This window comes from Corynebacterium tuberculostearicum (assembly GCF_046097255.1).
Classification (GTDB): domain Bacteria; phylum Actinomycetota; class Actinomycetes; order Mycobacteriales; family Mycobacteriaceae; genus Corynebacterium; species Corynebacterium tuberculostearicum_J.
Window position 1 is genome coordinate 600,442 of the sequence record NZ_CP175770.1, and the last position, 13,765, is coordinate 614,206.

Sequence of the window (13,765 nt, forward strand, 5' to 3'; positions counted from 1 at the left end):
AGGCGGAAAGTATCTATGCGGCGGCCGAGTCCATGAGGAACAGCTGGATATCGGTGATAGTCCACAGCATGAAATTGCAGGCCATTACCCAGAAAATGGCCATCCAACTGCGCCACCGCAGATAGCGGTGCAGCTTGCGCACCATGATGATGGCGCAGCCGATCATGCCGAAGAAGGGAATGATCGGGGTGGTCAGGCTAAAGAAGGTGCGCTGCCCGTCGGTGCAGAGCCACGTGGCGGTGCCATCCTCACACAAGGGGCCGCCGGAGAGCCGGGTGACGAGCGCAACTGCGAAACCATACAGCGCGGAGAGCACAAGAACGCCGATCATGTACCAGACGGCCTGGCGGGTGGAGCGGCGGTTAGCAGCGGCAATCTCTAAAGGGTCCGGCTCATCGGCCAGCTCATCAAAGCTCCGCGGTTCCGGGCGGCGCAGATTGGCATAGTCCGCATCGGAGGTCAGATCGTTTTCGGGATGCTCTGGTCGCAGGCTCATGCCCCAATCCTAACCACAGGCAGGGTGGACCAAGATAGGCACCCGAATATGCGGCAGCAGCTCCGTGGCGGTAGATCCCAAGAACACGCGGGCGATGGGGCCTTGCGGGGTGGAGGACATGAGCATGAGATCGCCCTTCTTCCACTTGAGCGAATCCACCGCGCCGCCCCAGCCCGCGCCGGAACCAATCTCAGAGGTGACATCCAGCTCGGGGAATTGCTCTTGGATGCAATCGCGGGCGCGGTCCAGCATGGCGAGGGAATCCTCGAGCCACTCGGCCGTCAGCTTAAGCGCCATATCGTGCTTATCCTTGGACGGCGTATTGAGCAGACCGTTTGCCGAGAAGGCAAGCAGGCGCAGCGGCAGGTTCCAGCGGTTCGCGAGCTCCGCCGCGGCGAGCATCTCATGATCTTCGCGCGGGCTGCGTTCGGTGATGGCAAAGTTGAAGCGGGTGACGCCGTGCTTGGACAGCTTTACCTTGCGGGGCACCAAGCCCAATGGTTGAGGAGAATAATGCAGCAAGGTATCGGCCGTAGATCCGGCGAAGAAACGCCCCTTCGGTGCGGCCTGGTTGGGCCCCAAAATGATGAGGTCTGCCTGGAACTTCTTGGCCATCTCCGTCAGTAGCTGGGGGCGCGAAGGCCCGTCGACCAAGAGGGAAGGCTTGTCATCCCAGCAGCTACGCGGCACGCCGGCTTCATCGAGGGCGGCATGGGTAGCGGCCGCGCAGGCCTCCTTTTGTGCTTTAAACCATTTCTTATATTTTCCGCCCAGCTTGCTGAGGGAGGTAGTAGTCCACGGCTGGAACACGGTAGAGATGACCCGTACCTGGGTAGTGGCGGTACGGGAAAGCCACGCGGCACAATCTAGAGCCTCGGTGCCGGAGGAAGAAGGGCTCCAAGAAATGAGGATACGAAGGGGTTTATCGGCCGAGCCCTTGTTCAAGGCTGGCAGATGCCCATCGGAAGAATCAGTTGCCATACGGAGTGAACTAGTGAGAGATTACGGTTTTCGTTTTCTCAATTATCACGTTAAGCCCAAGAAAAATGAAATCACCGCGGGCAAAACTAGCGCTGTTCGTCGTTCATTGTGGGGCGATAGACATCAGCGAGCTTGGAGATGACGGTGGCAACGTCGTTCGCGGTCTCCAAATCCTTCGGCTCGAGCCACCGCATGATCTCTGCTAGGGCGGAGGCGCGCTGCTGCGAGACGATGGCTAGTTCGGATTCGCCTAGTTGCGTCAGCGCTACCAAGACGCCGCGGCGATCCTCTTCATCGCGGTGGCGTTCCACGTATCCGCGGCGCTCTAGCTGATAGAGCGCGTTGGAGGCGGTGGGCATGCGGATAAGTTCTGCCTGCGCGATGGTGGAAACGCGGGACGGTCCGCGCATACGCAGCTGGTTCATGATGGACACCTGGGAGGTGGTCAATGAGGAGCCTTCCGCCGTGCGCTGGAAAATAAGAATGAGCTTATTGAGCGACGGCTGGATGGAACGCGCGACCTCGACGGCATCCTCGTACGTAGACGGGGATTGAGCGGGGCCCTTCTCCTCATGTTGCTGCGTCATAGAAAACGATTGTATAGCCCGTTTTCCCTGCGCGGTAGTTCGGAAGTCAAAAAATTAGTTTCCGGCAATAAAGCCTTCTAGCTCGGCGCGCGCCACGTCATCAGCCTTTTGTACCGGCGGGGATTTCATCAGGTAGGACGAGGCAGCCAGTACCGGGCCCGCCACCCCGCGGTCGAGGGCAATCTTGGCGGCGCGTACGGCGTCAATGATGATGCCGGCGGAGTTAGGCGAGTCCCAGACCTCCAGCTTGTACTCCAAGTTCAGCGGTACTTCGCCAAAGGCGGAGCCCTCTAAGCGGACATAGGCCCACTTACGGTCATCGAGCCATTCCACGTAATCGGAAGGCCCGATGTGGACGTTGCGGTCTTCGCGCTTGCCGGCGATGGGCGAGTTGTGCAGGTTAGAGGTTACGGCCTGCGTCTTGGAGATCTTTTTGGATTCGAGGCGCTCGCGCTCGAGCATATTTTTAAAATCCATATTGCCGCCCACATTGAGCTGCATGGTGCGCTCCAAGCGCACGCCGCGATCTTCAAAAAGTTTCGCCATGACGCGGTGGGTAATGGTCGCGCCCACCTGGGACTTAATATCATCGCCCACGATGGGCAGCCCGGCGTCTTCGAACTTCTTCGCCCATACCGGATCAGAGGCAATAAAGACCGGCAAGGCATTGACAAAGGCGCAGCCGGCATCGATGGCCGCCTGGGCGTAGAACTTATCCGCTTCTTCAGAGCCCACCGGCAGGTAGGAGACTACGACGTCGGCGCCGGACTGGCGGAGTACGGCGGGGACGTCGGCAAGCGGGGCTTCCGATTCCACGATGGATTCTTGGTAGTACCGGCCGAGGCCGTCCAGGGTAGGACCGCGCTGCACGGTAACGCCCAGTTCAGGGACGTCGGTAATGGAAATGGTGCAATTGCGGGAGCTGCGCGTAGCCTCCGCTAGGTCCTTGCCCACCTTGTCCGCATCCACGTCGAAAGCGGCAACGAATTCCACGTCGCCTACGTGGTACGGGCCAAATTGGGCGTGCATCAAACCGGGAATATCTGCATCGGCCGCGGCGTTGCGATAAAACTCCACGCCTTCAATGAGGGACGTGGCGCAGTTGCCGACGCCCACGATGGCGACCTTTACTTTTTCGGACACGGTCTACTCCTTTAACTCCATGAGTTGTGGCTGTCAGTGACTGCGCAAGAGTAAGCCGAAAATTATGCCCTACGGTGGCATAACACCATGTGGATCGATCAAGAAGAGGTAATTAGGATGATCCGGGTGAATTCCGTTGCCTATAAGCACGTGCTCTCCCATGAGTGGGAGCGCGCCCACCACTTGCGCGAATTTCGCGCCGGGCAGCTCACGCGGGAGGACGTGTGCGATGCTGACTTTTTGCTACGCGCGGCAGCTGAGCACCATGGGCGCACCATGGATAAGGAATGCCCCGTGTGCGGCGAGCCTTTGCGGCTCACGCGCTGGGTCTATGGCGAGAACCTCGGCCGCCGCGCCGGGAGCGCCCGCAGTGAGAAAGAAATAGCGGAGTTTGTGGCCGAGGGCTTGGAGTTTACGGTGCACGAGGTGGAGGTATGCCGCCAGTGCCGGTGGAACCACTTGTTGCGTTCTGCTACTGCATTTAACGCGTGTTAGTTTCCAGCGCACCCCCTTAGGCAGTAAGCTGCAATTATTTAGTTTGTGATCAGGGATGAATGAGGACACGAATCAGTGACCGAGAAGGAATCTACCGGCAAGTCCACTAAGGTGGCTCGCCCCAGCAAAAAGCAGGCGACAAAGAAGCGCCGCATCTGGCCGTGGGTCGTTTTGGCGTTCCTACTGGTCTTTGTGGCACTGCCCGCAGGCCTTTTTGCCTACGCATACTCGCAATACTCCGTTCCGGAGCCCAAGGACCTAGCCAATAACCAGGTCTCCACCATCTATGCGGGTGATAATCAGACCCAGCTCGCCCGCCTGGTGCCGCCGGAAGGCAACCGCACCCACGTGAAGCTGGATGAAATCCCGGAATACGTGCAGGACTCCGTGCTGGCCGCGGAGGACCGTGACTTCTGGGATAACTCCGGCTTCTCCTTCACCGGCCTCGGCCGCGCCGTGGTGGGTAAAGTAACCGGCAATGAAGATGCTGGCGGCGGTTCCACCATTACCCAGCAGTATGTGAAGAATACGCTGGTGGGCAACGAATACTCCTACGTGCGCAAGATTCGCGAGCTCATCTACTCGGTGAAGATGACCAATGAGTGGGATAAGAAGGATATTCTCAACGCCTACCTCAACACCGTGTATTTCGGCCGCAATGCCTACGGCATCCAGGCGGCATCCAACGCCTACTTTGATAAGGACGCCAAGGACCTCACTCCGGAGGAAGGCGCCATGCTCGCCGGCCTCATTCAGTCCCCATCCGGCCTCGACCCGCGCGTGAACCAGGAGGGCTCCGAGGACCGCTGGAACTACGTACTTGACGGCCTGGTGGGAATGGGTGACCTCACCCAGGAACAGCGCGATGGCATGGTCTTCCCGGAGACCCGCGACCCAGCTGAGTACTCCGCCTACACCGAGGCGCCCGGCGCCAATGGCCACATCAAGGATCAGGTCATCCGCGAATTGGAAGAGGTAGGCATCACCGAAAACGAGGTGTCCACCGGCGGCCTGCGCATCACCACCACCATCGACATGAATGTGCAAAACAACACCATTCAGGCAGTCGATGACCAGATGGCTCCGCTGCAAGAGGACGCGCGTGCGGCTTCCGTGACCATCGATCCGAAGACCGGTGCGGTCCGTGGATACTTTGGCGGCCACGATTCCAATGGTTGGGACTACGCCAACTCCCCGCTGCAGACCGGTTCTACTTTCAAGATCATGACCCTTGCGGCCGCCTTGCAGCAGGGCATCAGCCTCGATACCAATTACTCGTCCGCTCCGTACCAGCTGCCTGGCTCGGATGTTGTCACCAACGTGGGCGGCGGCTGCGGCGTATGCAACCTGCGCGAGGCTACCAAGCAATCCCTGAATACCTCCTTCCTTCGCCTGCAGGAGGACCTCAAGAACGGCACGCAGGACACCGCAGATATGGCGCACGCCCTTGGCGTGGCTAAGTCCCTGCCGGGCATTGAAAAGACGCTGACGGAAAAGGGCAAGCAGCCATTCGAAGGCATCGCTCTGGGCCAGTACCAGTCCCGCCCGCTCGATATGGCCACCGCAATGTCCACCCTGGCTAACCAGGGCGTGTGGCATAACCCGCACTTTGTGCAGCGCGTAGAAAACGCTGCCGGCGAAGTGCTGTACGAGCACCCCGAAGACGAGGGCGAGCGCCGCGTATCGTCCAACGTGGCTAATAACGTCATCGAAGCCATGGAGCCGGTGGCCGCATGGTCTAATGGCGCCCTAGCCGGTGGCCGTGTTTCCGCCTCAAAGACCGGCACCACTCAGATGGGCGATACCGGAAATAACAAGGATGCCTGGATGGTCGGTGCCACCCCGCAGCTGGCTACCGCCGTGTGGGTAGGTACCGCGGATAACACCTCCGCCATCTTCGATCAGTACGGCGGCATCATGTACGGCGCCGGCGCGCCAACCAAGATTTGGAAGGCCGTGCTGGACAACTCCCTGGCCAACTCCGAATTCCAAAACTTCCCGGCTGCCTATCCGCTGGGATTCGGCAACATGGGCGCCGGAACGGCCGCTCCGGCCTATGACCCGAGCTGGGATAGCGGCGCTGGCGATACCCAGGACTACGAGGCCCCTGCCGAGCAAGCAGCTCCGGAAGAGGAGACCAAACCGGTTCAGCCGGAGAATAAGCCGGAGAGTCCGAAGCCTGCCCCGAAACCGCAACGCGGTAATGGCAATAGCGGCAATGGTGGCAATAGCGGTAATAGCAACCAGGCTCCGGCCCAGCCAGAGGCGCCGTCGTTGGATGACCTCATCGGCCCCGATAGCGACTTGGCAGATCTCCTAGGGTAGGCGGCAGTGACAGCGAATCCGCACCAGCGCATTCCCGCCTCCTCAGAACCCTTGGCCCGCGGGGTAATTGAATTCCTCGGCGGGCCAAGGGCCGTTTTGCCGGTGTACGCCGCACCCAGTGGTGGACCCCGCTGCGCGCCATAATCGCCGTCGGCTGGGTTTTCCTGGCGTGCGGATTCCTCTCGAAGGCTAATTGCGCCGGCGGCACCCGCGGTGATGACGGGGTCATTAACCTAAATTGGGCAGGCAACCGCCAGTACACCTCTTTTTGCTATAACGACATCATCCCGCTCTACGGCGGCCGCGGCCTCGATGAAGGCGGCTTCCCCTATGCCTATTCTTGGCAAGAGGGTGACCTGACCCGCTATATGGAGTACCCAGTCCTCGCGGGCCTATTCCAGGGCTTGATGGGCTGGATTGCCCGCAATACGTACTCTCTGGTTGAGTGGGCCGGCATCCCGGAGGCCGGATGGTACTTCGGCCTGACCGCCTTGGTCATGGCGTGCATCTGGGTAGGCGTGCTCTACATGGTCTACCTGCTGGTGGGCAACCGCACCTGGGACACCATCCTCGTCGCCGCCAGCCCCCTCGTCATCATCCACGCCTTCAGCAACTGGGATATCCCCTCCATTGCCTTTGCCGTAGGTGCGCTCTTGGCCGCCGCGCGCAAGCGCCCTGTCGTTGCGGGTGTCCTCATCGGCCTTGGCACTTCCTTTAAGCTGTGGCCGCTCTTTCTCTTGGGGGCGTTCCTGGTCTTGGCGGTGCGCAATCGTCGCTTGCCGCAATTTTTCTACGCCTTGCTCGGCGCGGCCGTGACCTGGATTGTGGTCAACGCGCCGGTGGCACTGAAGTACCCGGAGGCATGGCGCGAATTTTTCCGCCTCAACCAAGAGCGCGGTGCGGAGTGGACCACCATCTACTCGGTGCTCAGCCGCAATACTGGGATTAGCTTTAGCCCTGAGTTCCTCAATACCTTCAGCCTGGTGGCGTTTTTGGCTCTCTGTGCGGCGATTGCGGTGTTGGGCCTGCGCAGCGCGCGGACCCCGCGCATGGCCGAGCTGGTTTACCTCATCGTGGCAGCCTTCTTACTATTCAACAAGGTATGGTCGCCCCAGTATTCTCTGTGGCTGGTAGTGCCCGCGGCCCTAGCCCTGCCACGCTGGCGCTTGGTCTTTAGCTGGGCGCTTGTCGACGCCCTAGTGTGGCCACTACTCATGTGGCACATGCTGGGTACAGACAATAAGGGTATTCCGCACGAACTGCTTGACGTTGCGATTATCTCCCGCGACGCCCTCATTATCGCCATGGCTGTCCTCGTCATTCGCCAGATGTGCGGCAAGACCCCGGATAAGGTGCGCGATGCGCACGCCGGCCGCGACCCCTTGGCAGGAGCATTCGCATGATCATTACCTATATCGGAATGGCATCCATCTTCTTGGGATTCCTCTGCGTGATGGGGGCCTTCTGGCTCTTCCACAATCGTGAAGATCGCCGCGGGCCCATCGTGCTGGGGCTTTTGGCCATTCTTTTCCTCACCATCATTCCGGCGACTGCTGCTGTGTTTTTCGCCGCAACGACCACTGGTTAGATTTCTTTTCGCCGGTCATTTGCGGTACTGTAGTGGGGTTGCTTGACGCAACGTACCCTCCTGCTGCATCCGCAAAGGTGATGCAGCCGAAAACTACTAGACCATAGGAGGTGATGAGGTCCGTGCGTCACTACGAAGTCATGATCATTCTGGATCCTAATCAGGATGAGCGCACCGTAACCCCGTCCCTGGATAAGTTCCTCGAAATCGTCCGCCAGGAAGGCGGCAAGGTTGAGAACCTTGATGTATGGGGCAAGCGTCGTCTTGCATACCCCATCAACAAGAAGGAAGAGGGCATTTATGCCGTCGTCAACCTGGAGTGCGAGCACACTTCGGTTGCCGAGCTCGACCGCCGTCTGAACCTGAACGACACCATCCTGCGTACCAAGGTTCTGCGCACCGACAGCAAGTAGCGGATACTGGGATCAAGCACAATCCACGTAACCGATAAGGAGTAAAGACATGGCACAGGGAGATACCAATATCACGGTGGTAGGCAACATCGTTGCTGACCCCGAGCTGCGCTTCACCCCGGCGGGTGCGGCAGTAGCTAACTTCCGCGTCGCCTCCACCCCTCGTCGCTATAACTCGCAGACGAATCAGTGGGAAGACGGCGAAGCTATGTTCCTGACCTGCAACGTATGGCGTCAGGCAGCGGAAAACGTTGCCGAGACCATGTCTAAGGGCATGCGCGTCATCGTTACCGGCCGCTTGAAGCAGCGTTCCTTCCAGACCCGTGAGGGCGATAACCGCACCGTATTCGAGATTGACGTCGACGAAGTCGGTCCGTCTCTGCGCTACGCCACCGCTCAGGTAAACCGCAATCCGCGTGAGGGCGGCAATAACTTTGGCGGCGGCGGCCAACAGCGCTCGAATAACAATAATCAGGGCGGTTTTGGAGGCGGCCAGCAACAGCAGCCACAGCAGAACCAGGCTCCTTCTGAGGATCCGTGGAACTCCGCACCACCTGCAGGTGGTTTCGGAGGCGCTGATTCTGAACCTCCGTTCTAAGTCTGTCACCCGCAACTATTCAACTAACTCAATTGAAAGGCAGGGATCATGAAGCTGATCCTCACCGCTGCCGTTGAGAACCTCGGCGCCGCTGGCGAAATTGTTGAGGTTAAGGACGGCTACGGACGTAACTACCTGCTTCCTCGCGGCCTGGCCATCGTGGCTACCCGCGGCGCAGAGAAGCAGATTGAGGGCATCAAGCGCGCCCAGGAAGCTCGCGAGATTCGCGACCTGGATCACGCACGTGAGGTCCGCAACCAGCTCGAGCAGCTGACGGATGTCAAGGTAGAGGTTAAGACCTCCGAATCCGGTAAGCTCTTCGGTTCCGTTCAAGCAGAAGACATTGTCAACGCCGTCTCCAAGGCTGGTGGCCCTAAGCTGGATAAGCGCATCGTTGTGCTTCCTAAGGGCCTGGTCAAGAAGACCGGCAACTACCAGGTCGAGCTGAAGCTGCACGCTGATGTTATCGGCAAGGTGAACTTCTCGGTCGTTGCTGCCTAACTAGGCGCACGACGGTCCATATAGACCCAAAGACAACAGCAACGCTTTAGGCCTCAAGTTCCTGCTATGTGAGGTGGCAGGAACTTGGGGCCTTTAGCGCGTTTTCACCGGCCTGTGGATAACTGTGGAATTCTGTGGATAACTCTTTGGCCGTTTAACTTTCTGTTTACGCGGAGGCCGCTTTATTAACCCGCAGGTCAGGCCCCTTATCCACGGATGATGTGCCTATTTTCACACCGGGAAAAACATATCCTGAACTGGGATTTTGATTTGTGCAGGTCATGGGCTTTTGGAGTTATCCACAGGCCTATGCAGGGCAAATATGGGCAAAGGCTCTCGCGACCTGCAATTTTCACAGCACCCTGTGGATAACTGTGGAAGTTATGCCCAGGGGGTGGTGTCCGGGCACTAGACTACACTGAGATTCCGATACGCTCGGACGCTCAAATAGCCACAAGGGGGAGAAGTCATGACCAACGCCAGCTTTGATGATGAACACCTGCCACCAGAGCCGCCGCCGGAGGAGGAACCGGCCCCACGCCGCCGCTATCAGCAGGAAGAGCCAAAGCGCTATGGCGAATTCCGCCAGCCTCCCGCAGACCGCGAAGCGGAGCAGGGCGTCCTGGGCGCAATGTTGCTGAGCCCCCATACGGTGATGGAGGTCATCGAGGAGCTAGAGCCGGAGGATTTCTACTATCCGGCGCACACGTTGATTTACCGCGCCATGCTGGATCTATATTCCGAGGGCAAGGACGTCGACGCCGTCATTTTGGCCTCCCAGCTCGACCGCTTTAATAACCTCGAGCGCGTCGGCGGCGCCCCCTATCTCCACACGCTGCTCGCCACGGTGCCCACGGCTGCGAACGCACGCTACTACGCCGAAATCGTCGCGGAAAAGGCAGTGCTGCGCAAGCTTGTTGATGCCGGTACGCGCGTAGTACAGCTCGGATTTTCCGGCACCGAAGATGCAGAAATCGAGTCCGTCCTGGACCGTGCGCAGCAGGAAGTTTTCGCCGTCGCCCAGCGCAAGACGGCAGAAGATTACCGAGTCCTGGGGGATCTCATTGACCCCACCATTGATGAGCTCGCCGCCCTGCAGCAAGCCGGCGGCGTGGAGCTAGGCGTGCCTACTGGCTTCATCGACCTCGATAAGTTAACCAATGGCCTTCACGCGGGCCAGATGGTCATCGTTGCTGCCCGCCCTGGTGTGGGTAAATCGACCCTAGCCATGGACTTTATGCGTTCCTGCTCCTTGCAGCACGGCAAGTCTTCTGTGATTTTCTCCCTCGAGATGTCAGCTTCTGAGATTGTCATGCGCCTGCTCTCGGCGGAGTCAGAGGTGAAGCTGGCCGATATGCGCGGTGGCCGAGTTTCTACCGAGGACTGGGCAAAGATCGATGAGACCCTCAACCGAGTGCAAGACGCTCCACTCTTCATTGATGACTCCCCGAACCTCACGATGATGGAAATTCGGTCCAAGGCCCGCCGCCTCAAGCAGCAGCATGGTTTGGACCTCATCGTCTTGGACTACCTGCAGCTGATGTCTTCGGGTAAAAAGGTTGAATCCCGCCAGCAAGAGGTCTCTGAGTTCTCCCGTCAGCTAAAACTCTTGGCCAAGGAGCTGGAGGTTCCTCTTATCGCGATCTCGCAGCTGAACCGTGGACCTGAGGCGCGTACAGATAAAAAGCCGCAGCTTGCGGACCTCCGTGAGTCCGGCTCGCTGGAGCAGGATGCCGATATGGTCATGCTGCTCTACCGCCCCGACTCCCAGGACCGCGATAATGAGCGCGCCGGCGAGGCGGACATTATCCTAGCCAAGCACCGTGGCGGCCCGATCGATACCGTGCAGGTGGCGCACCAGCTGCACTACTCCAAGTTCGTCAATATGGCGCACGGTTAAATTACAGGTCTACCACCGCGTTGGGGTCTCCCAATCGTGGGCCAAGGATGACCAATACTAAGAAAACCGCAGCTGCGGCAAGCGCCAGCCATCGCCACACGGGGAAAAGGCGTTCGCCGCAGAGGCGGGCGAACGCCGCGCCGATGAGAGCGCCTAGGGTATTGAAGAGAAGATCATCAATATCGGTGCGCCCTAAGGCGAAAACATACTGGCACACCTCTAGTACAAGGCTGAGGCCAAATCCCCACGCAGCTGTGCTCTTAACGGAGCGGCAGAGGCTAAAGACCAGCATGCCAAAAGGGATGAAGAATGCGGTATTGCCCGCGTACTCAAATAGCGGGCCAAACCAGCTGCCGCCGGAAAATTCGTCGAGAGGAACCCAACGCAAATCCCGGGCGCGCTGATTTTCCGGTTTCCACAAATAGCCAATCTGGTAGAAGGGCTTGAGCGTGGTCAACGCGACCATGACCGCGGTCCACGCGGCGAGGGATACCCTGCTGAGCACGCGCTAGTCCTTTCTTTCGTGGCGGGGAAGTGTACGCCCCGCCAATGCTAGCCTGCTCAGGGCTGCTCGGCGGCCTTATTTAGCGACGGACGGAAAAGCCGCGCAGCCGCAGCGAGTTAGTAACCACGAAAACCGAGCTCAGCGCCATGGCCAGGCCCGCCAGCAGGGGATTGAGCCAGCCCAGCGCGGCCACGGGAATGAGTACGACGTTATAGGCGAAGGCCCAGAAGAGATTGCCCTTAATGATTGCTAGCGTGCGGCGCGAGAGCCGAATGGCATCAGCGGCGCAGCGTAGATCGCCGTTCATCAGGGTGATATCGGAGGCTTCAATGGCAACATCGGTACCCGCGCCCATGGCGAGGCCGAGGTCGGCTTGGGCCAGCGCGGCGGCGTCGTTAATGCCATCGCCCACCATCGCCACGGTGTGCCCCGCGGCCTGCAGCTCCTTGATGTGGTTCACCTTGTCCTCTGGCAGGACCTCAGCGCTGACGTGATCGATTCCCACCTCGGCAGCCACTGCGCGGGCGGCCCCGGCATTATCACCGGTCAGCAGGTAAGGGGTTAGCCCCAGTTCCTTCATCTGCGCCACGGCGGCGGCCGAGCTGGGCTTGATGGTATCGCGCACCTCAATGACGCCTGCGGGCTGTCCGTTGACGGTGACGACCACCGGCGTGGCACCAGCATCCTGTGCGGCGCGGAACGGCCCTTCCAGGTCGCCCAACGGGCCTTGGCGCTTGCCGACGCCTACCCGGACCCCCTCCACAGTTCCTTCCACGCCACCCGGAACCACTGCGAAGTCGGTAGCCGGCTTTACACTGCGCTCGCTAGCGATAGCGCGAGCGATGGGGTGCTCGGAATTGTGTTCCACGGCCGCGGCCAAGTCGAGGACGTCGCCGTGTACGGCGGTAACGGACATCTCTCCGGCCGTTACCGTGCCGGTCTTATCCATGACGATGGTATCGATTTGCCGCGTAGATTCCAGAATCTCCGGGCCTTTAATGACAAGCCCCAGCTGCGCTCCTCGGCCGGTGCCGACGAGGATTGCCGTGGGCGTCGCCAAGCCCATAGCGCAAGGGCAGGCCACAATGAGGACGGAGACCGCGGCGATAAAGGCTGGGGCTACCCCGCCGAAGAAGAGATGGGCAATGAGCGTCAGCGCTGCCACAGCGATGACCGCGGGGACGAAGACCTGCGCAATGCGGTCCACGAGGCGCTGTACCGGCGCCTTGGACGTTTGTGCATCCGTGACCAGCTGGGCCATTTGGGCCAGTACCGTATCCTCGCCCACCTTGGTCGCTCGGACCTCGAGCTTGCCGGAGGCATTAATGGTTGCGCCGGTCACCGCATCGCCGGACCCGACCTCGACGGGCACGGGCTCGCCGGTGATCATGGAGGCGTCGACCGCCGAGTTGCCGGCAACGACGATGCCATCGGTGGCGATCTTTTCGCCCGGGCGTACTACGAAGACATCGCCTACCTGCAACTGGGCAATGGGAATGCGCTGCTCGCCTCCCTCGCGCAGCACCGAAGCTTCCTTAGCACCTAAGGAGAGCAGCTCCCGCAGAGCCTCAGAGGACTGGCCTTTGGCTCGTGCCTCGAACCACCGGCCGAGTAGGAGGAAGGTAACGACCATGCCCACGGACTCAAAATAGATGTGATCCATCTGCGCCGCGTTCGCATCCAACGTCATGTGCATCTTCATGCCCGGCTCGCCTGCATTGCCGAAAAACAGCGCCCACAGCGACCAAAAGTAGGCCGCTGAGGTTCCCATGGTGATCAGCGTGTCCATGGTGAAAGAACCGTGCTTGAGGTTTGTCCACGTTGCAGTGTGGAATGGTGCGCCACCAAAGATAAAAACGATGGTGGCCACGATGGCGCAGGCCCACTGCCAATTGGGAAATTGCAGTGCCGGCCACATCGATACCACCATGAGCGGTAGCGATAGGGCACCAGAGATGATGGTGCGGCGCAGCAGCCCTCCGTCACTGCTCTTCTCGGCCTGGGGCTCCTCCGCCTTCGCCGCCGCCATATCGAAGGCGCCGTATCCTGCGCTCTCTACCACCGAAATGAGCTCCTGTGGACTTACCGACTGGGAGTCATACTCGATGGCCGCCGCCTCGGTAGCGAAATTGACGCTGGCGCTTACTCCCTCGAGCTTGTTTAGCTTGCGCTCGACGCGGGAGGAGCAGGAGGTGCACGTCATTCCTGTTACGCCAAGGTCCAAGTGGGACAT

Annotated in this window: 13 protein-coding genes and 1 pseudogene; 8 read left to right on the forward strand and 6 right to left on the reverse strand. The window is 59.8% G+C overall.

Annotation, left to right across the window (positions count from 1 at the left end):
* Window positions 1-13 precede the first annotated feature (13 nt).
* The 4 genes from ACKFRY_RS03040 to ACKFRY_RS03055 form a co-directional block, all read right to left on the reverse strand.
* Window positions 14-496 (reverse strand): hypothetical protein, encoded by a 483-nt coding sequence (locus tag ACKFRY_RS03040; protein ID WP_049377049.1) that lies wholly within the window; start codon window positions 494-496, stop codon window positions 14-16.
* Between the two features lie 9 nt (window positions 497-505).
* Window positions 506-1,477, reverse strand: coding sequence for a universal stress protein (locus ACKFRY_RS03045; RefSeq protein ID WP_250409594.1), 972 nt, complete (start codon window positions 1,475-1,477; stop codon window positions 506-508).
* 86 nt (window positions 1,478-1,563) lie between these two features.
* Window positions 1,564-2,064, reverse strand: coding sequence for a MarR family winged helix-turn-helix transcriptional regulator (locus tag ACKFRY_RS03050; protein WP_049377051.1), 501 nt, complete (start codon window positions 2,062-2,064; stop codon window positions 1,564-1,566).
* Between the two features lie 54 nt (window positions 2,065-2,118).
* Window positions 2,119-3,207: an inositol-3-phosphate synthase gene (locus ACKFRY_RS03055; protein ID WP_250409595.1), complete on the reverse strand. Its 1,089-nt coding sequence runs from the start codon at window positions 3,205-3,207 to the stop codon at window positions 2,119-2,121.
* Window positions 3,208-3,324: 117 nt separating this feature from the next.
* Here ACKFRY_RS03055 and ACKFRY_RS03060 point away from each other — a divergent pair, with 117 nt between their 5' ends.
* The 8 genes and pseudogenes from ACKFRY_RS03060 (at window position 3,325) to dnaB (ending at window position 11,027) form a co-directional block, all read left to right on the forward strand.
* Window positions 3,325-3,702 carry a DUF5318 family protein gene (locus ACKFRY_RS03060; RefSeq protein ID WP_034667960.1) on the forward strand — a complete coding sequence of 126 codons (378 nt, stop codon included), beginning with the start codon at window positions 3,325-3,327 and terminating at the stop codon, window positions 3,700-3,702.
* 75 nt (window positions 3,703-3,777) lie between these two features.
* Window positions 3,778-6,027 (forward strand): transglycosylase domain-containing protein, encoded by a 2,250-nt coding sequence (locus ACKFRY_RS03065; protein WP_408923165.1) that lies wholly within the window; start codon window positions 3,778-3,780, stop codon window positions 6,025-6,027.
* A 6-nt stretch (window positions 6,028-6,033) separates the two neighbouring features.
* Window positions 6,034-7,430 (forward strand): annotated as a pseudogene (locus tag ACKFRY_RS03070) (glycosyltransferase family 87 protein).
* On the forward strand, window positions 7,427-7,615 hold the full coding sequence (locus ACKFRY_RS03075; protein WP_200435872.1) for a hypothetical protein: 189 nt from the start codon (window positions 7,427-7,429) through the stop codon (window positions 7,613-7,615). The pseudogene ACKFRY_RS03070 and the gene ACKFRY_RS03075 overlap by 4 nt, the downstream one beginning before the upstream one ends.
* A 122-nt stretch (window positions 7,616-7,737) precedes the next feature.
* Window positions 7,738-8,028 (forward strand): 30S ribosomal protein S6, encoded by a 291-nt coding sequence (gene rpsF / locus ACKFRY_RS03080; RefSeq protein WP_005326996.1) that lies wholly within the window; start codon window positions 7,738-7,740, stop codon window positions 8,026-8,028.
* Between the two features lie 49 nt (window positions 8,029-8,077).
* Window positions 8,078-8,626 (forward strand): single-stranded DNA-binding protein, encoded by a 549-nt coding sequence (locus ACKFRY_RS03085; protein ID WP_005326997.1) that lies wholly within the window; start codon window positions 8,078-8,080, stop codon window positions 8,624-8,626.
* Between the two features lie 48 nt (window positions 8,627-8,674).
* The gene (gene rplI, locus ACKFRY_RS03090) at window positions 8,675-9,127 is read left to right on the forward strand and encodes a 50S ribosomal protein L9 (protein ID WP_005325949.1); all 453 of its coding nucleotides are present in this window, start codon (window positions 8,675-8,677) and stop codon (window positions 9,125-9,127) included.
* A gap of 469 nt (window positions 9,128-9,596) precedes the next feature.
* On the forward strand, window positions 9,597-11,027 hold the full coding sequence (gene dnaB / locus ACKFRY_RS03095; RefSeq protein ID WP_005325950.1) for a replicative DNA helicase: 1,431 nt from the start codon (window positions 9,597-9,599) through the stop codon (window positions 11,025-11,027).
* Window position 11,028: 1 nt separating this feature from the next.
* Here the strand turns inward: dnaB and ACKFRY_RS03100 are convergent, their stop codons facing one another.
* Both ACKFRY_RS03100 and ACKFRY_RS03105 read right to left on the reverse strand, forming a co-directional pair.
* The gene (locus ACKFRY_RS03100; protein WP_408923408.1) at window positions 11,029-11,493 is read right to left on the reverse strand and encodes a VanZ family protein; all 465 of its coding nucleotides are present in this window, start codon (window positions 11,491-11,493) and stop codon (window positions 11,029-11,031) included.
* Between the two features lie 118 nt (window positions 11,494-11,611).
* The gene (locus tag ACKFRY_RS03105) at window positions 11,612-13,765 is read right to left on the reverse strand and encodes a heavy metal translocating P-type ATPase (RefSeq protein WP_408923166.1); all 2,154 of its coding nucleotides are present in this window, start codon (window positions 13,763-13,765) and stop codon (window positions 11,612-11,614) included.

Excerpts from the sequence above, each read along its gene's own strand:
- ACKFRY_RS03040 (WP_049377049.1), bottom strand. The coding sequence starts at position 496 with ATGAGCCTGCGACCAGAGCATCCCGAAAACGATCTGACCTCCGATGCG.
- ACKFRY_RS03045 (WP_250409594.1), bottom strand. The coding sequence starts at position 1,477 with ATGGCAACTGATTCTTCCGATGGGCATCTGCCAGCCTTGAACAAGGGC.
- ACKFRY_RS03050 (WP_049377051.1), bottom strand. The coding sequence starts at position 2,064 with ATGACGCAGCAACATGAGGAGAAGGGCCCCGCTCAATCCCCGTCTACG.
- ACKFRY_RS03060 (WP_034667960.1), top strand. The coding sequence starts at position 3,325 with ATGATCCGGGTGAATTCCGTTGCCTATAAGCACGTGCTCTCCCATGAG.
- ACKFRY_RS03075 (WP_200435872.1), top strand. The coding sequence starts at position 7,427 with ATGATCATTACCTATATCGGAATGGCATCCATCTTCTTGGGATTCCTC.
- ACKFRY_RS03085 (WP_005326997.1), top strand. The coding sequence starts at position 8,078 with ATGGCACAGGGAGATACCAATATCACGGTGGTAGGCAACATCGTTGCT.
- rplI (WP_005325949.1), top strand. The coding sequence starts at position 8,675 with ATGAAGCTGATCCTCACCGCTGCCGTTGAGAACCTCGGCGCCGCTGGC.
- dnaB (WP_005325950.1), top strand. The coding sequence starts at position 9,597 with ATGACCAACGCCAGCTTTGATGATGAACACCTGCCACCAGAGCCGCCG.
- ACKFRY_RS03100 (WP_408923408.1), bottom strand. The coding sequence starts at position 11,493 with ATGGTCGCGTTGACCACGCTCAAGCCCTTCTACCAGATTGGCTATTTG.
- ACKFRY_RS03105 (WP_408923166.1), bottom strand. The coding sequence starts at position 13,765 with ATGTCCCACTTGGACCTTGGCGTAACAGGAATGACGTGCACCTCCTGC.